Source organism: Candidatus Ornithobacterium hominis (assembly GCF_951229915.1).
Taxonomy (GTDB): domain Bacteria; phylum Bacteroidota; class Bacteroidia; order Flavobacteriales; family Weeksellaceae; genus Ornithobacterium; species Ornithobacterium hominis.
Map to the genome: position 1 here is coordinate 1,972,102 of NZ_OX579588.1, position 16,021 is coordinate 1,988,122.

The window sequence follows — 16,021 nt, forward strand, 5'->3', positions numbered from 1 at the left end:
TTTCTCTTTATTTTTGTGTTATGTTTTTAGAAAATACCATCAACCATCATCGTAATTCGGGCTGGATAGAAGTCATCTGCGGCAGTATGTTTTCAGGTAAAACCGAAGAACTCATCCGCCGAATGAAAAGAGCTGAATTTGCTGGACAAAAAATTGAAATCTTCAAACCTTCTGTGGATTGTAGGTATGATGACAAAGATGTGGTCTCGCATGATAAAAACATTCTAGAAGCTACCGCTGTAGCGTCGAGCTCTAATATTCCTTTGCTGTGCAATGATTGTGACGTTGTGGGCGTAGACGAAGCTCAGTTTTTTGATGATGGCATTATAGAAGTGGCTAATTTGCTGGCCAACGAGGGTAAAAGAGTGATTATCGCTGGGCTAGACATGGACTTCAAAGGTCGCCCATTTGGCCCCATGCCTCAGCTCATGGCAATTGCTGAGTATGTAACAAAAGTACACGCCATTTGTGTAAAAACGGGGAATTTAGCCAATTATTCTCACCGTAAAATCAATAGTGAAAATTTAGTTGAACTAGGCGAATCCCATGAGTATGAACCGCTAAGTCGAGCAGTTTTTTGGAATTTATTAAAAAAAGATGCTTAATTTTTTTAAGGCTTAAAAAAATAGTTTTCAGTCATCAGCAATTTAGCGCTTGTTTAAGTTTTACATTACTAATTTCTTTAGGGTTTATTTTTTAGTAAAAATTCAAGCGCTTCTTGGTATCCAGCCAGTCCTTTGCCTTTAATCATGTGAATACAGTTAACGCCCGTCACCGAAATTTTTCTAAACTCTTCCCGCTGGTCTATGTCCGAGATGTGCACCTCTACTGCTGGCGTTTCTATTGCTTTTAGCGCATCTGCAATCGCATAAGAATAGTGCGTGTACGCCCCGGGGTTGATGATGATGCCTTGGTAGCGAAAACCGATTTCGTGCAATTTATCTATCAAATCGCCCTCATGATTGGACTGGTAGTAGTTTAAATAAATTTCAGGAAATTTTTTTTTAAGGCTTAGAAAATATTCATTGAAACCTTCTTTTCCATAAATTTCAGGTTCCCGAATTCCAAGCAGATTGAGATTGGGGCCATTGATAATGATGTAATTGCTTTTCATTGTAGTAAATTTTACTAAAAATTTATTTAAAAGTAAAATGTGATAATTTTTTAAGGCTTAAATTTTTTTGTCTAAAATTTTTCTGATTTTATTAGCGTTTAAAATGTAATTTTCTATCTCATTATAGCGTTCCATAATGAGTGCTGTTTGGAATTTTTGCAGTTGCGTGATGTGCTCTTCCAAAACGTCTAAAACATTCTCCCTGTTGTGTTTAAAAATAGGCAACCACATATCTGCATGTGATTTTGCCAATCGCACTGTGCTAGAAAATCCTGAACTTGCTAACTGAAAAATACGTTCTTCTTTCTCTTTTTCCAAGACGGTGTTTGCTAGCGCATAACTAGTTACGTGAGAAATATGACTGATGTAAGCTGCGTGCAAATCATGGCTTTTAGAGTCCATAAAAATCACCTTCATCCCTAGTTTTTGATACAAATCTTGGGTCTGCTTTACCCATTCTTCTCGGGAATCTTCCGCATCACAAATTACCAGAACCTTATTCTCAAAAGACTCTTCTGTGGCTGCCAACGGTCCGCTGTTTTCAGTACCCCACATGGGGTGCGTGGCAACGTAGTTTTGCCGTGCTATATGGTTTTTTACACTGTTTACGATATGTTCTTTGGTTGAAGCTAAATCAAAAACAAATTGATGTGGTTGTATTTGATCTAATATTTGGGGTAAAATTTCTGCTGTAGCACTCACTGGTAAAGCAACCAAAATGACATCTGATTTTTCTAAGGCTTCGGGAAAAGATAATATTTCATCTACAATACCTTTTTTTAAGGCTTGACGCGCGTGTGCCTGATTTTTTTCAACGCCAATAATGTGCTGAAATAAGCTGAACTTCTTAGCTCGTAGTGCTAGTGAGCCTCCCATCAGCCCAACGCCAATGATGCCCAGCGTTTTACCACCTTTCATGAATAAGGGGAAATTTGAAGTGAATCTGAAACTTGGTATTCTTCATCGATTTCTGCTTCTATTTGCTCTAAAATAGCTTTATATTTCTGGTCTTCTATCAGGTAATATTGGTAGCTTTTTTTGAAATCTTCGTAAGTAACATTGTGTTTATCTAATATTTTGGCATTGACTTGATGAAATTCTTCGTATTGAAATTTACTTAATGGTTGTAAATTTTTGTAGATATAAAAATCTTTGATGATTTGTGCCATTTTGTCTTGTGGTATGAGGTTTTTTGGTTTTTTAATCTCTTGGTTGCAGCCCATTGCAATTAAAACGAAGAAAAAGGGTAAAAGTAAATTTTTCATAAACGCCCAGTCATAAATTTCCAACGTAATTTTATAACGCCCAAAACAGCTTCTTTCACAATATTATTGCTGATTTTAGATTCGCCCAAGGTACGGTCTGTAAAAATAATCGGCACTTCTTGAAGAATAAAATTCTTTTTCCAGGCTTTGTATTTCATTTCAATTTGGAAGCCATAGCCTTTGAATTCAATTTCATCTAAATTTATTTTTTCTAGAACTTGTTTTTTGTAGCCAACAAAGCCTGCCGTGGTATCATGAACGGGCAAATTTGTAATCAACTGAACGTATTTGGAAGCGAAATAAGAAAGTAAAACACGCTTCATTGGCCAGTTCACTACATTTACTCCTTGGCTGTAGCGAGAGCCAATAGCGATATCGGCTCCATTTTCTAAGGCTTGAGAAAGTCTAGGTAAATCTTGCGGATTGTGTGAAAAATCGGCATCCATCTCAAATATAAAATCATATTGATTTTCTAGCGCCCATTTGAAGCCGTGGATGTAGGCTTTCCCTAGGCCATTTTTCTCTTGGCGAATCTCTAGGAATAAACGCTCTGAAAATTCGCTCATTAATTCCTTCACTTTTTGATAAGTCCCATCGGGAGAAGAATCATCTACCACCAAAATGTGAAAATCATCAGGTAAATTTAGGCTTATCCGAATTATTTTTTCGATGTTTTCTACTTCATTATAGGTTGGTATGATTACTAATTTTTTTAGCATAAGAACAAAGATATAAAGCTGCGGTATTTTTTTCTTAATTTTGAAAAAAATTAAACGCTTTTGGAAGGAATTTTAAGGCTTACAGAAAATAAAGATTGGATCTTCATCAGCTTACTAGCGTTGATTGGAATCTTCATATTCACTCGCTTTTATTTCAATAAATATTATGCAAATTTAAATAATCTGCATGAATTCTCTCAAGTGAAAGAGAATTTCTTAACCTTTTATTCTATTGCACAGCTTTCATTTCTTTTTCTAATAAGCTTAGTCATTCTACCTACATTTTCACTCAGAGTTGGCGCAGAATATTACTACTACCCACCTTTTGTGCTTGTTTTCTTAGGTTTATTTATTTGGTTTTTTTTTAAAGGCTTTATAAATTTTTTACTTTTTAGCACAACTGGACAAAGAGAAACATTGAAAGATTTTTTTCATCAAAAGTTATATTTTCTAATTTGGTTCAGTTCTATTTACTTCGCATTAGCATGGCTGGCTCATTATAGCAAAATTCCCCCAACATTAATTTTATACACATTTTTAGCCATTTTCATATCACAACAAATTTTAGAAACTCATTCCATCTTCAACCTTTTATACAAAAAGCTCAAGCAGCCATTATACTATTTATTTTTGTACCTTTGCATGCTAGAAGTTTTACCTCTTATCTATTTATATAAAATTTGGTAAATAAATCAAAGATTAGCGCAGGAATATGAAAGTAAAATCAATACTTATATCTCAACCCGAACCTACATCAGAGGCATCGCCTTTTTACTCACTAGCAAAAAATTTAAAAATTCAAGTTGACTTCAAACCTTTTATAAAAGTAGAAGGATTGACAGCCAAGGAAATGCGTCAGCAAAAAATTGATTTAAGTAAATATAGCGGGGTTGTACTGACCAGTAGAAATGCTGTGGATCACTTCTTCCGTGTAGCTGAAGAAATGCGTTTTCATGTTCCAGATGCGATGAAGTATTTTTGCCAATCTGAAGCGGTAGCTTATTACCTACAAAAATACATCGTTTACCGAAAAAGAAAGGTGTACATCGGTGGGAAATCCTTTACAGATTTAAAATCAATTTTAAAAAAACATAAGAAAGAACGCTTTCTATTGCCTTCTAGTAATATTCTGAAGCCAGAAGTTCCGACATTGATGGATGAGCTAAATTTAGACTGGAAACGTGCTACGATGTACCAAACTGTAAGCTGTGACCTCTCAGAATTAAAAGATGTACAATATGACATACTGGTTTTCTTCAGTCCATTGGGAATTTCTTCTTTGTATGACAACTTCCCTGACTTCAAGCAAGGGAAATCTACCATTGCCGTTTTTGGCAAAACAACGCTAGAAGAGGCTGAAAATAGAGGACTTAAAGTTGATATCAAAGTTCCAACGCCAGAAACACCTTCTATGACAATGGCTCTGGAAAATTTCATTAAAGAAAACAAATAAACTCTTTGCAGAATGAAAAAACCATTTTGGCACACAATTTGAATAAAAACACTCCAATTAAAATTTTATAACATGAAAAAGTTAAGTTTATTGTTTATGCTAATTGCTGGCTTCACATTTACTTCAGCTCAAGTAGGCGAAGGCACTAATTGGCTAAAATTAGGTGTTCACGCTGGAATCCCCACTAGTGGTGCTTCTGATCTTTCCAATTTTGCACTGGGGGTTGATGCTAAGTATCAGTTTCTAAGCGTAGATAGCTTTGGTATCGGTTTAGCGGCTGGTTACACAAATTATTTTGGGAAAGAATATACCAATAAGGTCGGGAAAAAAGAAAAAAAGGATTTTGGTGTTGTACCAGTAGCTGCTTTATTCCGTTACTACCCAACTCAGAATTTCTTTGTAGGGACTGACTTAGGTTATGGGTTCATCACAGGAAGAGATGGCTCTAAAGGTGGATTCTACTATAGACCAGAAGTTGGTTATCACTCAAATGATTGGAACATCTTTTTGTATTATGCAGGTGTCTCAGACAAAACAAACGTTGCTAATTTTGGTTTAGGTTTTAACTATAACATTATCCAAGGTCAATAATTTTTTAAGCCTTGAAAAAAAAACATCAAGAAAGTCCCTTTTTGTAGGGACTTTTTTATTTTTATAGCATGAGAAAGATTTTAGAAATTAATCAACTCTTTATTTCTTTTAACGGATTTCAAGCTGTTAAACACTTAACTTTTGATATTCATGAAAAAGAAATTTTAGGCATCGTTGGTGAATCTGGCTCAGGAAAATCACTGACTTCATTGGCTATCATGGGAATTCTGCCAAAATCTGCCAAAATTGCTGGCGAAATTCTTTACTGTAAAGAGGGAGAAAAGGTAAATCTTTTGCAAAAAAAAGAAGCAAATGGCAAAATCAGTATGATTTTTCAAGAGCCTATGACTTCTCTCAACCCCTCGATGAAATGCGGCCACCAAGTAGCAGAAAGCCTTGAAGTCCATGCTCAACTTAGCAAAAAAGAAAGAAAATTAAAAGTTATTGCTCTTTTTGAAGACGTCTTGCTCCCCCATCCAGAAAGAATTTATGAGGCTTATCCTCATCAAATTTCTGGTGGGCAGAAACAGCGCGTTATGATTGCAATGGCTCTAGCTTCAAATCCTGAGCTACTAATTGCCGATGAACCAACGACGGCGCTGGATGTCACCGTTCAAAAAAGTATTTTGGAACTATTAAAGCATCTAAGAGAAACTAAAAATTTAAGTATTATTTTCATCTCCCATGACTTAGGTGTCGTTTCACAGCTTTGCGACCGCGTGCTGGTAATGTACAAAGGTGAGAAAGTAGAAGAAGGTAGCGTGGATAAAATTTTTCTAAGCCCTGAAAAAAGTTACACCAAAGGCTTAATCGCTTGTAGACCTCAGCTGGGAGCAAACTTGCATCGCTTACCCACGGTTTCTGATTTTTTAAAAAATCCTGACTTTTCTCCTAAAGAAAAAAACGTTTCTATAGAAGAAGAAAAGATAGAGCGTATTTATAATCGAGCTCCTTTACTGGAATTCAATCATGTTGAAAAATTTTTTTATGACTCTGATTGGGGTTCTAAAAATAAATTTTTTAAGGCTTTAGAAAATATTAATTTTAAATTATACAAAGGAGAGTCTCTAGGCTTGGTAGGAGAGTCTGGGAGTGGGAAAACGACATTGAGTCGTGCTCTGCTCATGCTACAGCCGCCTACGCATGGGCAAATCATTTACAAAGGAAAAGATTTGACGCAATTGCCCAGCAAGGAATTGAGAAAGTTAAGAAAAGAGATTCAAATTATTTTTCAAGACCCGAACTCTAGCCTAAACCCTATGCAGACTATAGAAGAGATTTTAACTACGCCGTTGAAAATTCATCAAATTTCACAAAATGCAAATGAACGAAAAGAAATCGCTACTGAACTGTTGAATAAAGTGAATTTACCTCAAAGTTCTCTAAATAAATACCCGCATGAATTCTCTGGCGGGCAGAGACAACGAATCGGGATTGCCCGAGCTTTGGCTGTTCAGCCAGAATTAATTGTGTGTGATGAAAGTGTTTCTGCCTTAGATGTTTCTGTGCAAGCTCAGGTTTTAAATCTACTTAATGATTTGCAAGATGAGTTTAATTTAACGTATCTCTTTGTTTCTCATGATTTATCTGTGGTGAAACATTTCTGTAATCGGCTACTGGTCTTGCAAAAAGGGCGAATAGTAGAAAGTGGAATGGCAAAATCTATTTATAAAAACCCGAAAGAAAAATATACAAAAGAATTAATTAATGCAATACCTGTTTTTCAAAAATCATAAAAATTCCCTTTTGCATTAACGAAAGGGAATCAAACTTATTAAATTAACTCGTAGTGCATTATTACCATTCAAAAGGTTTATCTTTAGGTTATTAATATTTTTTTGGAATGCAAATTTATTGAGCTATTGAATTGTGGTGAGTATTGAAGCTCTTCAAGCTAAATTTACCTTGAGTTGCTTTGCAGAAATTCGTAAAGAAAACAAAGTCCCTTGATGGTGTGTAATTTGTCATCCAAGTGAATGTAAGAAGTTAACGACTTGTAGATATGCCCCAAACCACCAGTAGAAATTACTGTACAGTTATCCTTTAGCTCTTGGTTGACTCTTTGTATGAAGCCTTCTACCATACCGAGATAGCCGTAAACTATACCGCTTTGCATACAGGTTTCCGTGTCACGACCCAGTATAGATTTGGGTGGTTTTAGCTCAATATCAGGTAACTGTGCTGTGTTGCCAATCAAGGCTTCCAAGCTGGTGATGACGCCTGGTGCAATAATGACGCCTAGGACTTCGCCTTTCTCATCAACGCCAGTCACCGTCAAAGCTGTGCCAAAATCCACCACGATTTTTTTCCCTTTATAGAGGCTTTGTGCTGCAACGGCATTGGCATATAAATCTGTCCCCATTTGGTTAGAATGTTGTATCACATTAGACGGCGTATTTCTATCCACTACCAAGGGGTTAATCTGATGAATTTCTTGCAAAGCACTGGCAATGATTTCAGTCTGGTGCGGGACGACTGAGCCAATGACAATACCTGTGAAATCTTTTATTTCGCAAGCGTAGTGCTCATACATGTTCCGAAAGATAACAAAAAGCTCATCTCGGGTTTTGTATGGCTTGGTATTCACAGTCCAAGACAGGAAGACGTCTTCATCTTTTTTTACCCCAAAGCGAATGTTGGAGTTCCCGATGTTAACAGCAAGTAGCATTTATTTCTGGTAAATATTATTTTCTGAACGATAATCGGCTAAGCGTTTGGTCGGATCTATTTCCACTTTTTGGATTTCTTTTTCCACTTCAAAAGAATAAGTTGGCGAAGCCCAAGCCCAAAAATCTAAAGCTTGATAATCGGCTTGCGGGTAATATTCTTTTTCAAAAGTTTTGTGACCTCGCATAGCGTGTAGCGGAATATAGAAAAGCTTTTGACTTCCATCTTTGAAGGTAACCAAAACATCTAGCGGCATGGGAAAATCAGCATAATTTCTAAGGCTTATTTTTTTCCCTTCGACAGATTCTATCCCGTAGTCGATGTGCCGAGTTGTGTTGATGAATAGATTGTTATACCATTTTAAATGAATGTCCGAGACCTTCGTGGCCATTTTTATAAAATCTTTCTCGTCTGGATGTTTAAATTTCCATCGTTTATAAAATTGTAAAAAAGTTTTCCTCAAAGCTTCTTCACCAATGATGTAACCCAGCTGTGCAACAAAGACTTGCCCCTTTGAGTAAGCAGATATACCGTATGTATAATTGTAACGGAAATAATCGGCTAATAAACTCAGTGGTTCTTCTACATTGCTTTGAATCAAATTATAATAGCCATTGTAGGCATCTTGGTGAACGCCAATCCCATCAGGATTTTTATTTTCAACGATGGCAGCCATCGCTTTAGTCTCGGCGTAGCTAGTGAAGCCTTCATCCATCCATTCATTTTGCGTTTCATCAATACCAAAAAGATGCTGAAACCAAGAATGCGCTCCCTCGTGAAAAATCAATCCAGCTAGACTCTCCAAGCTCCGCTCGCCGGTAACGAGTGTTGATGTTCCATATTCCATTCCTCCATCGCCACCTTGCACGATGCTGTAAGTCTCCCAAGGATATTCCCCAAAACGCTGATTCATAAATTTAAAAAATTGAAGTGTTAGCGGCTGTACTTTTTTCCAGTTTTCTTTGTAAGCTTCGGCTAAACTATTTTTATAAACGAAATATAATTGAGGGCTACGACCAGACTGAGCTGAATCTACCACAAAATCAGGGTCGGCAGCCCAAGCAAAATCGTGAATATTCTCAGCTTTGAAATGCCATGTGTTCCACTTTCTTTTCACCGCTTGCCCATAGCCCGGCATTTCATTGGCATTGATGAGTTTTCCCGATGCTCCAACAATGTATTTCTGAGGTAATTTAATTTTAACATCAAAATCACCAAACGGTGCATAGAACTCCCGTGCAACATATTCGTCTAAATGCCAACCTGCTCGGTCATAAGCTGCAACTTTAGGATACCACTGCGCCATAGAAAAAGCAACTCCTTCTTGGTTTAATTTCCCAGCTCGGCGGATGATTGGTGGAATTTGAGCTTCCCATTTCATTTCTAATTTTGCAGAACTTTTAGGCTGAATAGGCTTTTTTAATATCACCTTTAATATTGTTCCTTGAACGCTAAATTCCAAATTTTGATTGCCTTGACGGAGACTTAAAATTTTCTGATAACCTTGATGCTGAGGCTGTAGCGTATCAATTTTACTTTTAAAGATACGTCTTTCACCGATTTGTGAAGTATTGACCATACGCCTATCGGGGTCGGTAATGTGGCTGAGCCGCTGATTCATTACGCTACGGGGTTGAAAAGCATTGAAATATAAATGAAAATAAAGCTCTTTTAGCTCATCGGGAGAATGATTATGGTAGGTGAAATCCATCTCACCAGTGTAGCGGTAGTTTTGTACATCGACAGAAATATTCATCACATAATCAGCCTTTTGCTGCCAATCTTGAGCAAAAGAAAGATTTGTTGTTAATAAAAATAAAAAGCTTAAAAAATAATTGGTTTTCAACATCGTCAGTCTTCTAAAGTTGCTAAAATAATAAAAGTTTATTTATTGTAGTTTTTGATAAAATTGAAAATCATGGTTTTGTGCTTTTTCTGGATGAAAAATTTTAATTAAATCATTTAAAACCCAGTCTACACGGATGTTCCCTGTTTCGAAATAGTCATTTGCTCCTTTTTCATTGACTTTTTTGGTGAAACTATAAACTTGAGCATTTTGAAAAGCTTTAAAAAATTTATGATTTTTATAAGCCTTTTCTAAATTTTGGAGGGAAGTGAAGTCCCCAGCATTGACCCAAAAATCAGCATCTTTAGCTTTTTGGTAAACTTCTTCAAAGGACAAATTGATATTGCCTAGGTGCGAATCGTTGCTCCAGATGTAGTTAGCGCCAGCATCACCCAGATATTGAGCTACAAAACTTTCTCCGCCGCTCATATACCAAATGTCACCGCGCATCGTGTTGGTAAATACACGGGGTTTAGAAGAATTTACTACAGAATTTTTTAAGGCTTTATAATTTTTTTCAATTTTGGTGAAGAGGGAATCAGCTAGATTTTCTTTGCCAAACAATTCGCCGTATAATTTCAAATATTCTGCTTTGCCTAAAGGAGTGGTTTCATTATATTCATCGAGATAAATGACGTTGATGCCTTGATTTTCTAATAATTGAAAAAGTTTAGCTTGCTGAGGTTGGGTGTAGGTTAATACGGCATCTGGTTTTAGCGTGAGAATCTTCTCGATGTCTGGTGCAGCACTTTTCCCTAAGTCTTCAATTTCTCCGTTGGCAATCATTTGATGTAGCTTTGGGCTGTAGCACCAGTCTGCATCAAAAACACCCTGAACTTGTGAGAGAGCATCAATGCCTTCTAAATAACCGATAGCTGAGGAGGAAAGAAGAATGATTTTTTGCAAAGGGATTTTACTCTTTGCAATGGATTGGGTGTGCTTGTTTTGTATGATTTTGAGAGAATTCTCATCTTTTTCCCAGCTGATTGCTTTGGCATAAGTGAGCGGATTTATTTTACTTTCTGTCTTAAAATCAGTGTTTTGAGTTGTTTTTTTACACCCTAAAAAAATAGAAATAGCAAAGAAAAAGTAAAATATGTTTTTCATAGCCTGCAAATAAATAAAAACTTTGTATATTTGCAAACTCAAAAGGCCACGTAGCTCAATTGGATAGAGCGTCAGATTACGGCTCTGAAGGTTGAGGGTTCGACTCCTTCCGTGGTCACAGAAAAAAGCCTTTTTATCGTACATTGTAGCGTATTAACGTATTAAAAGGCTTTTTAAACTTAAAATTGGCGTATTGATGCCACTAAGTTTGCCACCAATTGAATTTATTGGTGGCAATTTGCTTAAATAGAGATTTACTAAAAAACTCCATTTCAAATTAAAAGAAATGGATGAAAAAATTATCTCATTGTGCAGATCGCTTCTAAAATATATAAGGAAGTGAATTTTAAACAAAATTTGAATCTCAAAAACTACATCAAAAAGAACGGAGAAAACCAAGTGATGCTTACGCTCCATTCCCAAGGAAAAAGAAAAAGGCTAATGCTGGGTGCCTATATTCGCCTAAATTTTGGGCAAAAAAACCAAAGTATAAAAGGCAATTCGAAACAGGCTAAGACTATTAATTCTTACTTGAATAAAGGGTGAGGTATTTTAATTCTAATTTTACAAAATTATTTAAAATAATTTTGTAAAATTGAATTCTATTTGAAACATTACTATAATGGAAGTTGCAATTATTCTCATTTTTGTTCTTGGCTATTTAGCCATCACATTAGAACACTCTTTGCATTTAGACAAAACAGTCCCTGCGCTCATTATGGCAGCAGTTTGTTGGGCATTGTTAGCCGCATTTGGTCTAACCGTTTATACGATTGACGATGGTCTTCATCCAATTTTTGAGGAAATCATGCACGAAGGCGTGGGAGACGTTCATGCCGCAAAGCTTCTCGCTATCGAAGAAAGTCTACTTCATCACCTAGGGAAAACAGCTGAAATTCTTTTCTTTTTGATTGGAGCGATGACCATTGTAGAAATCATCGATTTACATCGTGGCTTTGAAATCATTAAGCGTTTCATCAAAACAAAAAATAAGCGAAAGCTGCTTTGGATTGTTGGTATACTCGCGTTTTTTCTTTCTGCCATTATCGATAATTTAACGGCAACGATTGTTTTAATCACTATTTTGAGAAAAATTATCCCCGAAAGAGAAGAGCGCCTATGGTACGCTGGCTTGATTGTAATTGCAGCAAATGCTGGTGGTGCTTGGTCTCCAATTGGTGATGTAACTACAACTATGCTTTGGATTGCGAAAAAAGTTTCTGTCGCTAAACTTGTTGAATATTTAGTTTTACCAGCTTTACTTTGCTTTGCTGCTCCTTTTGCTATAGCATCGTTCTTGCCCGCCTTCAGAGGAGAAGTCTCGACCCAAAACTACGAAGAAAAAGAAATTTATAAAAGTAGTGCCACCATGCTATATCTTGGTTTAGCGATGATTGTTTTCGTCCCGATTTTTAAATCCATCACACATTTACCACCTTATGTGGGTATGATGTTATCACTCGGTGTTGTATGGCTGGTCGCAGAATATATAAAGCCTTTAGAAAATTACGACTATGAAACTAAAGCTAAATTTTCGGTTCATAAAGCATTAGCTCGCATTGAGATATCAAGTATTTTATTCTTTTTAGGTATTTTATTAGCAGTTGCTGCTTTAGAAAGCCTAGGCTTACTATTCAACTTTGCTAACTGGCTTGACGTCACAATTCCAAATCAAGACGTCGTCGTATTACTCTTAGGCATTGGCTCTGCGATTATAGACAACGTGCCATTGGTGGCCGCCAGTATCGGAATGTTTAATGAACCGATGGATGCAGAGTTGTGGCATTTTATTGCCTACGCAGCAGGAACTGGAGGTAGTTTATTGATTATCGGTTCAGCCGCTGGCGTTGCAGCAATGGGCATGGAAAGAATTGACTTTTTTTGGTATCTGAAAAACATTTCTTGGTTAGCATTCGTAGGATTCATCATCGGAGCTATTTTAATTATGGCTTTCAAAACTATCGGATTATACGAGCTTAGTGAAGAAGAATTACATGCTTTTTTACAGCTTCAAAATACTTCCCCCATTAAATAATATTTACAGTTTTATGATTAGCGGATTTTCTAAGCTTTCTAAAAAAGATAAAATCAATTGGTTAGTAGATACTTTTTTACAAAACAACAGCGATGCCAAAGAAGTGCTAAAGCAGTACTGGAACAGCGATGCAGACTTGCAGCGGCTACACGATGAGTTTTCTGAAAACACGATTTCTAATTACTATTTACCCTTTGGCGTAGCCCCGAATTTCATCATCAATGGTGAAGAATTTGCTATCCCAATGGTGGTAGAAGAGAGTTCTGTAGTGGCTGCAGCGGCCAAAGCTGCAAAATACTGGGCTAATCGAGGGGGGTTCAAAACTGAGATTTTAGGTTTTACTAAATTGGGGCACGTTCACTTTACCTTTAAAGGTGATGCACAAAAACTACAAGATTTTTTTAAAGACTTAGAAAAAAAATTACGTGAAGACACGCTCACAATGACTCAAAATATGGAAAAACGTGGCGGCGGTATTCGAAATTTAAACCTAGTGAATAAAACAGATTTAATCCCTCATTATTTCCAAATCGAAGCAGAGTTTGATACTGTGGATTCAATGGGAGCGAACTTCATTAACTCTTGCCTTGAGCAATTTGCTAAAACACTAGAGCATGAGCTGAATGACAGTGATTTTTTTGCCCCAGAAGAGAAAAAATCCTTGCAAATCATCATGTGTATTCTCTCCAATTATACGCCCAACTGTATGGTGCGTGCTTGGGTGGAATGCCCCGTGACTGATTTGGTAGATAAAAATATTCCAGCAGATATTTTTGCAGAAAAATTTATTCAAGCCATTAAAATTGCAGAAATAGAGCCATACCGTGCCACAACGCATAATAAAGGAATCATGAATGGCGTGGATGCGGTAGTCATTGCAACGGGCAATGATTTCCGTGCAGTAGAGGCCTGCGCTCACACGTTTGCTTGTAGAGATGGGCGCTACAGTAGCTTGACTCATGCAGAAGTCAGCATGGGAGTTTTTAAATTTTGGCTAGACTTGCCCATCTCGCTCGGCACCGTGGGCGGATTGACAAGCCTTCATCCTTTGGTAAAGTTTGCTTTGCAGTTGTTGAAAAACCCAAGTGCGAAAGATTTAATGGGTATTGTCGCCGTCGCTGGTTTGGCTCAGAATTTTGCTGCACTACGTTCTTTGGTAACAACTGGAATTCAAAAGGGACACATGAAAATGCATTTGTATAATATTCTAAATCAGCTAGGTGCTACTGAAAAAGAAAGAGATTATTTTGCAATCTACTTTAGAGACAAAACAGTTTCTCATAGTGCCGTTGTCAATGAATTTCATCGCCTCCGTGGGAAAGAAGTTTGATTTTTCTTTTATTAATTCTAATTATTTTTAAAGCCTTAAAAAATTTTCATGCGTAGCTAGCTCTTTAATTGGTAATGATGAGCCATCGGCTATTTTGATTTACACGGTATTGATAAAGAGGCTGGCCAAATGTGGCATTATTAAGCGGCTGGCCAGTTAAGAGCATCCATTCCGCTCCATCTTCTGGGCATCTGATCTTGATTCCATCTATGACTTCTAATGTCGTATTTTTATCAGGGCAAATGTGCGGTGCATTTCGGTCATATGCATTGAAATTATTCCCAGTATTGACAATGATTAACCCACGAGACCCATTAGTTCCATCGGGGCGCAATTGCACATAGCCATTGGGCACCAAAAGCGAATTGTATGCTGGTAACCCGATATTGTATTGGGCATTGATTTGTATGCGTGGAAAGCATTGTATCTGGTTATTTTCATCTGAACAAGAGTGAAAAATGAATACAATATTAAATATCACAAAAAAAATAAGCTTTTTCATTGCATTATTTTATTTAAATTTCTTAACTCTTTTTTATTTATTTTTTACGTTTTATTTTTATTTTCCCCCTGATGTATATCTAAACTGAAAATTTGTTGCCCGATAAAAAGTTTGAAGCCCCGACATAACAAATTACATACGAGCAAAAATAGTCATTTTTGGGCAAAATTTATTTGCTCAACTCTATCAATTTAACAATTTGCCTTCAAAACCCTGAAATACAATGGATTACTAGTTTTAATGTAATATACAATTGGCGTTTAAATAAAACTTGTTCTTCAATTCTCAATAATAGAAAAAAATTAATCAATTGTAAATGACTACATGCAAATAATGTGCTGCTGAAATTATTTTTTACCTGACCAAATAAAAAAATTGAGAAATTTCAAATATAAAATTTAAACAGGCTTAAAAAATTCTCTTATATTTGTATTCTCAATCCCCACGTAATATTTTTTGCGTGTGGGATTGTATTTTTATTAAAACCAAAGATATGGCAAATATACAATATGTTACGAAAGAAGGTTTAGATAAATTGCGTGCAGAGCTTAAGCACTTGGAAAGTGTAGAGCGTCCACGCATTACTGAACAAATTGCAGATGCTCGCGACAAAGGAGATTTGTCTGAAAATGCTGAATATGATGCTGCAAAAGAGGCACAAGGATTATTGGAATCGCGTATTTCTAAATTACAAGACCAAGTAGCCAATGCTCGCATTATTGATAAATCTCAACTAGACAGCACCAAAGTTTCTATTTTGTCTACTGTTAAAATTAAAAATTTAGCGAACAATCAAGAGTTGACCTACCAGCTGGTGCCTGAAACAGAAGCTGATTTAAAAAATAATAAAATCGCAGTCAGCACACCGATTTCTAAAGGCTTATTGGGTAAAAAGGTGGGTGATAAAGCTGAAATTAAACTTCCTAACGGAAATATTCTCAATTTTGAAATTCTTGATTTAAAATTGGAAGAATAATGGCAAGTGTTTTCACCAAAATCATTCAGCGAGAGGTTCCAGGCTACATTGTGGCAGAGAATGATTTCTTTATTGCCTTTTTAGATGCGTTCCCGCTGACCCAAGGACATACTTTGGTGGTTCCTAAAAAAGAAGTAGATAAAATTTGGGATTTGGACTCAAAAACGTATGCGGGATTGATGGAGTTTGCCTATGAGGTGGCTCAAACGCTAGAAAAAACCATAAGTTGCCGACGTGTGGGAATGGCTGTCATCGGGCTTGAGGTTCCTCACGTGCACGTGCATCTTGTGCCGATGAACCAAATGAATGACATCAATTTCTCTCAAGAAAAAAAGAAATTTTCTGATGAGAAAATGAAAGAAATTCAAACTAAAATTAAAAGTCAATTTTCTAAGGCTTAATTAGAAATTTCTAAA

General features: G+C 36.4%; 17 protein-coding genes and 1 tRNA gene. 10 read left to right on the forward strand and 8 right to left on the reverse strand.

Annotation, left to right across the window (positions count from 1 at the left end; translation table 11 throughout):
- Window positions 1–20 precede the first annotated feature (20 nt).
- On the forward strand, window positions 21–605 hold the full coding sequence (locus QOX03_RS09220; protein ID WP_283670916.1) for a thymidine kinase: 585 nt from the start codon (window positions 21–23) through the stop codon (window positions 603–605).
- 77 nt (window positions 606–682) lie between these two features.
- Here the strand turns inward: QOX03_RS09220 and QOX03_RS09225 are convergent, their stop codons facing one another.
- The 4 genes from QOX03_RS09225 to QOX03_RS09240 are packed head-to-tail and all read right to left on the reverse strand — an operon-like array spanning window position 683 to window position 3,098.
- A complete protein-coding gene (locus QOX03_RS09225; RefSeq protein ID WP_119058915.1) occupies window positions 683–1,114 on the reverse strand; it encodes a type II 3-dehydroquinate dehydratase in 432 nt (143 codons plus the stop codon).
- 57 nt (window positions 1,115–1,171) lie between these two features.
- Window positions 1,172–2,032, reverse strand: coding sequence for a prephenate dehydrogenase (locus QOX03_RS09230; protein ID WP_283670917.1), 861 nt, complete (start codon window positions 2,030–2,032; stop codon window positions 1,172–1,174).
- On the reverse strand, window positions 2,029–2,379 hold the full coding sequence (locus QOX03_RS09235; protein ID WP_283670918.1) for a DUF4296 domain-containing protein: 351 nt from the start codon (window positions 2,377–2,379) through the stop codon (window positions 2,029–2,031). Before QOX03_RS09235 ends, QOX03_RS09230 begins: the two co-directional genes overlap by 4 nt.
- Window positions 2,376–3,098 (reverse strand): polyprenol monophosphomannose synthase, encoded by a 723-nt coding sequence (locus QOX03_RS09240; protein ID WP_119058913.1) that lies wholly within the window; start codon window positions 3,096–3,098, stop codon window positions 2,376–2,378. Before QOX03_RS09240 ends, QOX03_RS09235 begins: the two co-directional genes overlap by 4 nt.
- 60 nt (window positions 3,099–3,158) lie before the next feature.
- Between QOX03_RS09240 and QOX03_RS09245 the strand changes: the two genes are divergently transcribed.
- The 4 genes from QOX03_RS09245 (at window position 3,159) to QOX03_RS09260 (ending at window position 6,878) form a co-directional block, all read left to right on the forward strand.
- Window positions 3,159–3,785, forward strand: coding sequence for a DUF4271 domain-containing protein (locus QOX03_RS09245; RefSeq protein WP_283670920.1), 627 nt, complete (start codon window positions 3,159–3,161; stop codon window positions 3,783–3,785).
- A gap of 25 nt (window positions 3,786–3,810) precedes the next feature.
- The gene (locus QOX03_RS09250; protein WP_283670922.1) at window positions 3,811–4,551 is read left to right on the forward strand and encodes a uroporphyrinogen-III synthase; all 741 of its coding nucleotides are present in this window, start codon (window positions 3,811–3,813) and stop codon (window positions 4,549–4,551) included.
- A 72-nt stretch (window positions 4,552–4,623) separates the two neighbouring features.
- On the forward strand, window positions 4,624–5,142 hold the full coding sequence (locus tag QOX03_RS09255; RefSeq protein ID WP_283670923.1) for a hypothetical protein: 519 nt from the start codon (window positions 4,624–4,626) through the stop codon (window positions 5,140–5,142).
- A 68-nt stretch (window positions 5,143–5,210) separates the two neighbouring features.
- A complete protein-coding gene (locus tag QOX03_RS09260; protein WP_283670925.1) occupies window positions 5,211–6,878 on the forward strand; it encodes a dipeptide ABC transporter ATP-binding protein in 1,668 nt (555 codons plus the stop codon).
- 164 nt (window positions 6,879–7,042) lie between these two features.
- Here QOX03_RS09260 and QOX03_RS09265 read toward each other — a convergent pair whose 3' ends face one another.
- From QOX03_RS09265 to QOX03_RS09275, 3 genes are read right to left on the reverse strand one after another with little or no spacing between them, the layout of a single operon-like run.
- Window positions 7,043–7,810, reverse strand: coding sequence for a type III pantothenate kinase (locus QOX03_RS09265; RefSeq protein WP_283670927.1), 768 nt, complete (start codon window positions 7,808–7,810; stop codon window positions 7,043–7,045).
- Window positions 7,811–9,658 (reverse strand): M1 family metallopeptidase, encoded by a 1,848-nt coding sequence (locus QOX03_RS09270; RefSeq protein WP_283670929.1) that lies wholly within the window; start codon window positions 9,656–9,658, stop codon window positions 7,811–7,813.
- 39 nt (window positions 9,659–9,697) lie between these two features.
- A complete protein-coding gene (locus tag QOX03_RS09275; RefSeq protein WP_283670931.1) occupies window positions 9,698–10,762 on the reverse strand; it encodes an ABC transporter substrate-binding protein in 1,065 nt (354 codons plus the stop codon).
- Between the two features lie 44 nt (window positions 10,763–10,806).
- Between QOX03_RS09275 and QOX03_RS09280 the strand changes: the two genes are divergently transcribed.
- From QOX03_RS09280 to QOX03_RS09290, 3 genes are all read left to right on the forward strand, one after another.
- A tRNA-Arg gene (locus QOX03_RS09280) sits at window positions 10,807–10,880 on the forward strand.
- Between the two features lie 504 nt (window positions 10,881–11,384).
- A complete protein-coding gene (gene nhaD / locus QOX03_RS09285) occupies window positions 11,385–12,797 on the forward strand; it encodes a sodium:proton antiporter NhaD (protein WP_283670932.1) in 1,413 nt (470 codons plus the stop codon).
- A gap of 13 nt (window positions 12,798–12,810) precedes the next feature.
- Window positions 12,811–14,127 (forward strand): hydroxymethylglutaryl-CoA reductase, encoded by a 1,317-nt coding sequence (locus QOX03_RS09290; RefSeq protein ID WP_283670934.1) that lies wholly within the window; start codon window positions 12,811–12,813, stop codon window positions 14,125–14,127.
- 64 nt (window positions 14,128–14,191) lie between these two features.
- On the opposite strand, the gene QOX03_RS09295 is transcribed toward QOX03_RS09290, so the two are convergent.
- On the reverse strand, window positions 14,192–14,629 hold the full coding sequence (locus QOX03_RS09295) for a Rieske (2Fe-2S) protein (RefSeq protein WP_283670937.1): 438 nt from the start codon (window positions 14,627–14,629) through the stop codon (window positions 14,192–14,194).
- A 493-nt stretch (window positions 14,630–15,122) separates the two neighbouring features.
- On the opposite strand from QOX03_RS09295, the gene greA reads away from it, so the two are divergent.
- Window positions 15,123–15,605 (forward strand): transcription elongation factor GreA, encoded by a 483-nt coding sequence (greA, locus tag QOX03_RS09300; protein ID WP_283670939.1) that lies wholly within the window; start codon window positions 15,123–15,125, stop codon window positions 15,603–15,605.
- On the forward strand, window positions 15,605–16,006 hold the full coding sequence (locus QOX03_RS09305) for an HIT family protein (protein ID WP_119058906.1): 402 nt from the start codon (window positions 15,605–15,607) through the stop codon (window positions 16,004–16,006). Before greA ends, QOX03_RS09305 begins: the two co-directional genes overlap by 1 nt.
- Window positions 16,007–16,021: the final 15 nt, after the last annotated feature.

Coding starts and splice junctions, on each gene's coding strand:
- QOX03_RS09240 (WP_119058913.1), bottom strand. CDS start 3,098: ATGCTAAAAAAATTAGTAATCATACCAACCTATAATGAAGTAGAAAAC.
- QOX03_RS09260 (WP_283670925.1), top strand. CDS start 5,211: ATGAGAAAGATTTTAGAAATTAATCAACTCTTTATTTCTTTTAACGGA.
- QOX03_RS09295 (WP_283670937.1), bottom strand. CDS start 14,629: ATGAAAAAGCTTATTTTTTTTGTGATATTTAATATTGTATTCATTTTT.
- QOX03_RS09230 (WP_283670917.1), bottom strand. CDS start 2,032: ATGAAAGGTGGTAAAACGCTGGGCATCATTGGCGTTGGGCTGATGGGA.
- nhaD (WP_283670932.1), top strand. CDS start 11,385: ATGGAAGTTGCAATTATTCTCATTTTTGTTCTTGGCTATTTAGCCATC.
- QOX03_RS09265 (WP_283670927.1), bottom strand. CDS start 7,810: ATGCTACTTGCTGTTAACATCGGGAACTCCAACATTCGCTTTGGGGTA.
- QOX03_RS09290 (WP_283670934.1), top strand. CDS start 12,811: ATGATTAGCGGATTTTCTAAGCTTTCTAAAAAAGATAAAATCAATTGG.
- QOX03_RS09270 (WP_283670929.1), bottom strand. CDS start 9,658: ATGTTGAAAACCAATTATTTTTTAAGCTTTTTATTTTTATTAACAACA.
- QOX03_RS09275 (WP_283670931.1), bottom strand. CDS start 10,762: ATGAAAAACATATTTTACTTTTTCTTTGCTATTTCTATTTTTTTAGGG.
- QOX03_RS09250 (WP_283670922.1), top strand. CDS start 3,811: ATGAAAGTAAAATCAATACTTATATCTCAACCCGAACCTACATCAGAG.
- QOX03_RS09255 (WP_283670923.1), top strand. CDS start 4,624: ATGAAAAAGTTAAGTTTATTGTTTATGCTAATTGCTGGCTTCACATTT.
- QOX03_RS09225 (WP_119058915.1), bottom strand. CDS start 1,114: ATGAAAAGCAATTACATCATTATCAATGGCCCCAATCTCAATCTGCTT.
- QOX03_RS09220 (WP_283670916.1), top strand. CDS start 21: ATGTTTTTAGAAAATACCATCAACCATCATCGTAATTCGGGCTGGATA.
- QOX03_RS09235 (WP_283670918.1), bottom strand. CDS start 2,379: ATGAAAAATTTACTTTTACCCTTTTTCTTCGTTTTAATTGCAATGGGC.
- QOX03_RS09305 (WP_119058906.1), top strand. CDS start 15,605: ATGGCAAGTGTTTTCACCAAAATCATTCAGCGAGAGGTTCCAGGCTAC.
- greA (WP_283670939.1), top strand. CDS start 15,123: ATGGCAAATATACAATATGTTACGAAAGAAGGTTTAGATAAATTGCGT.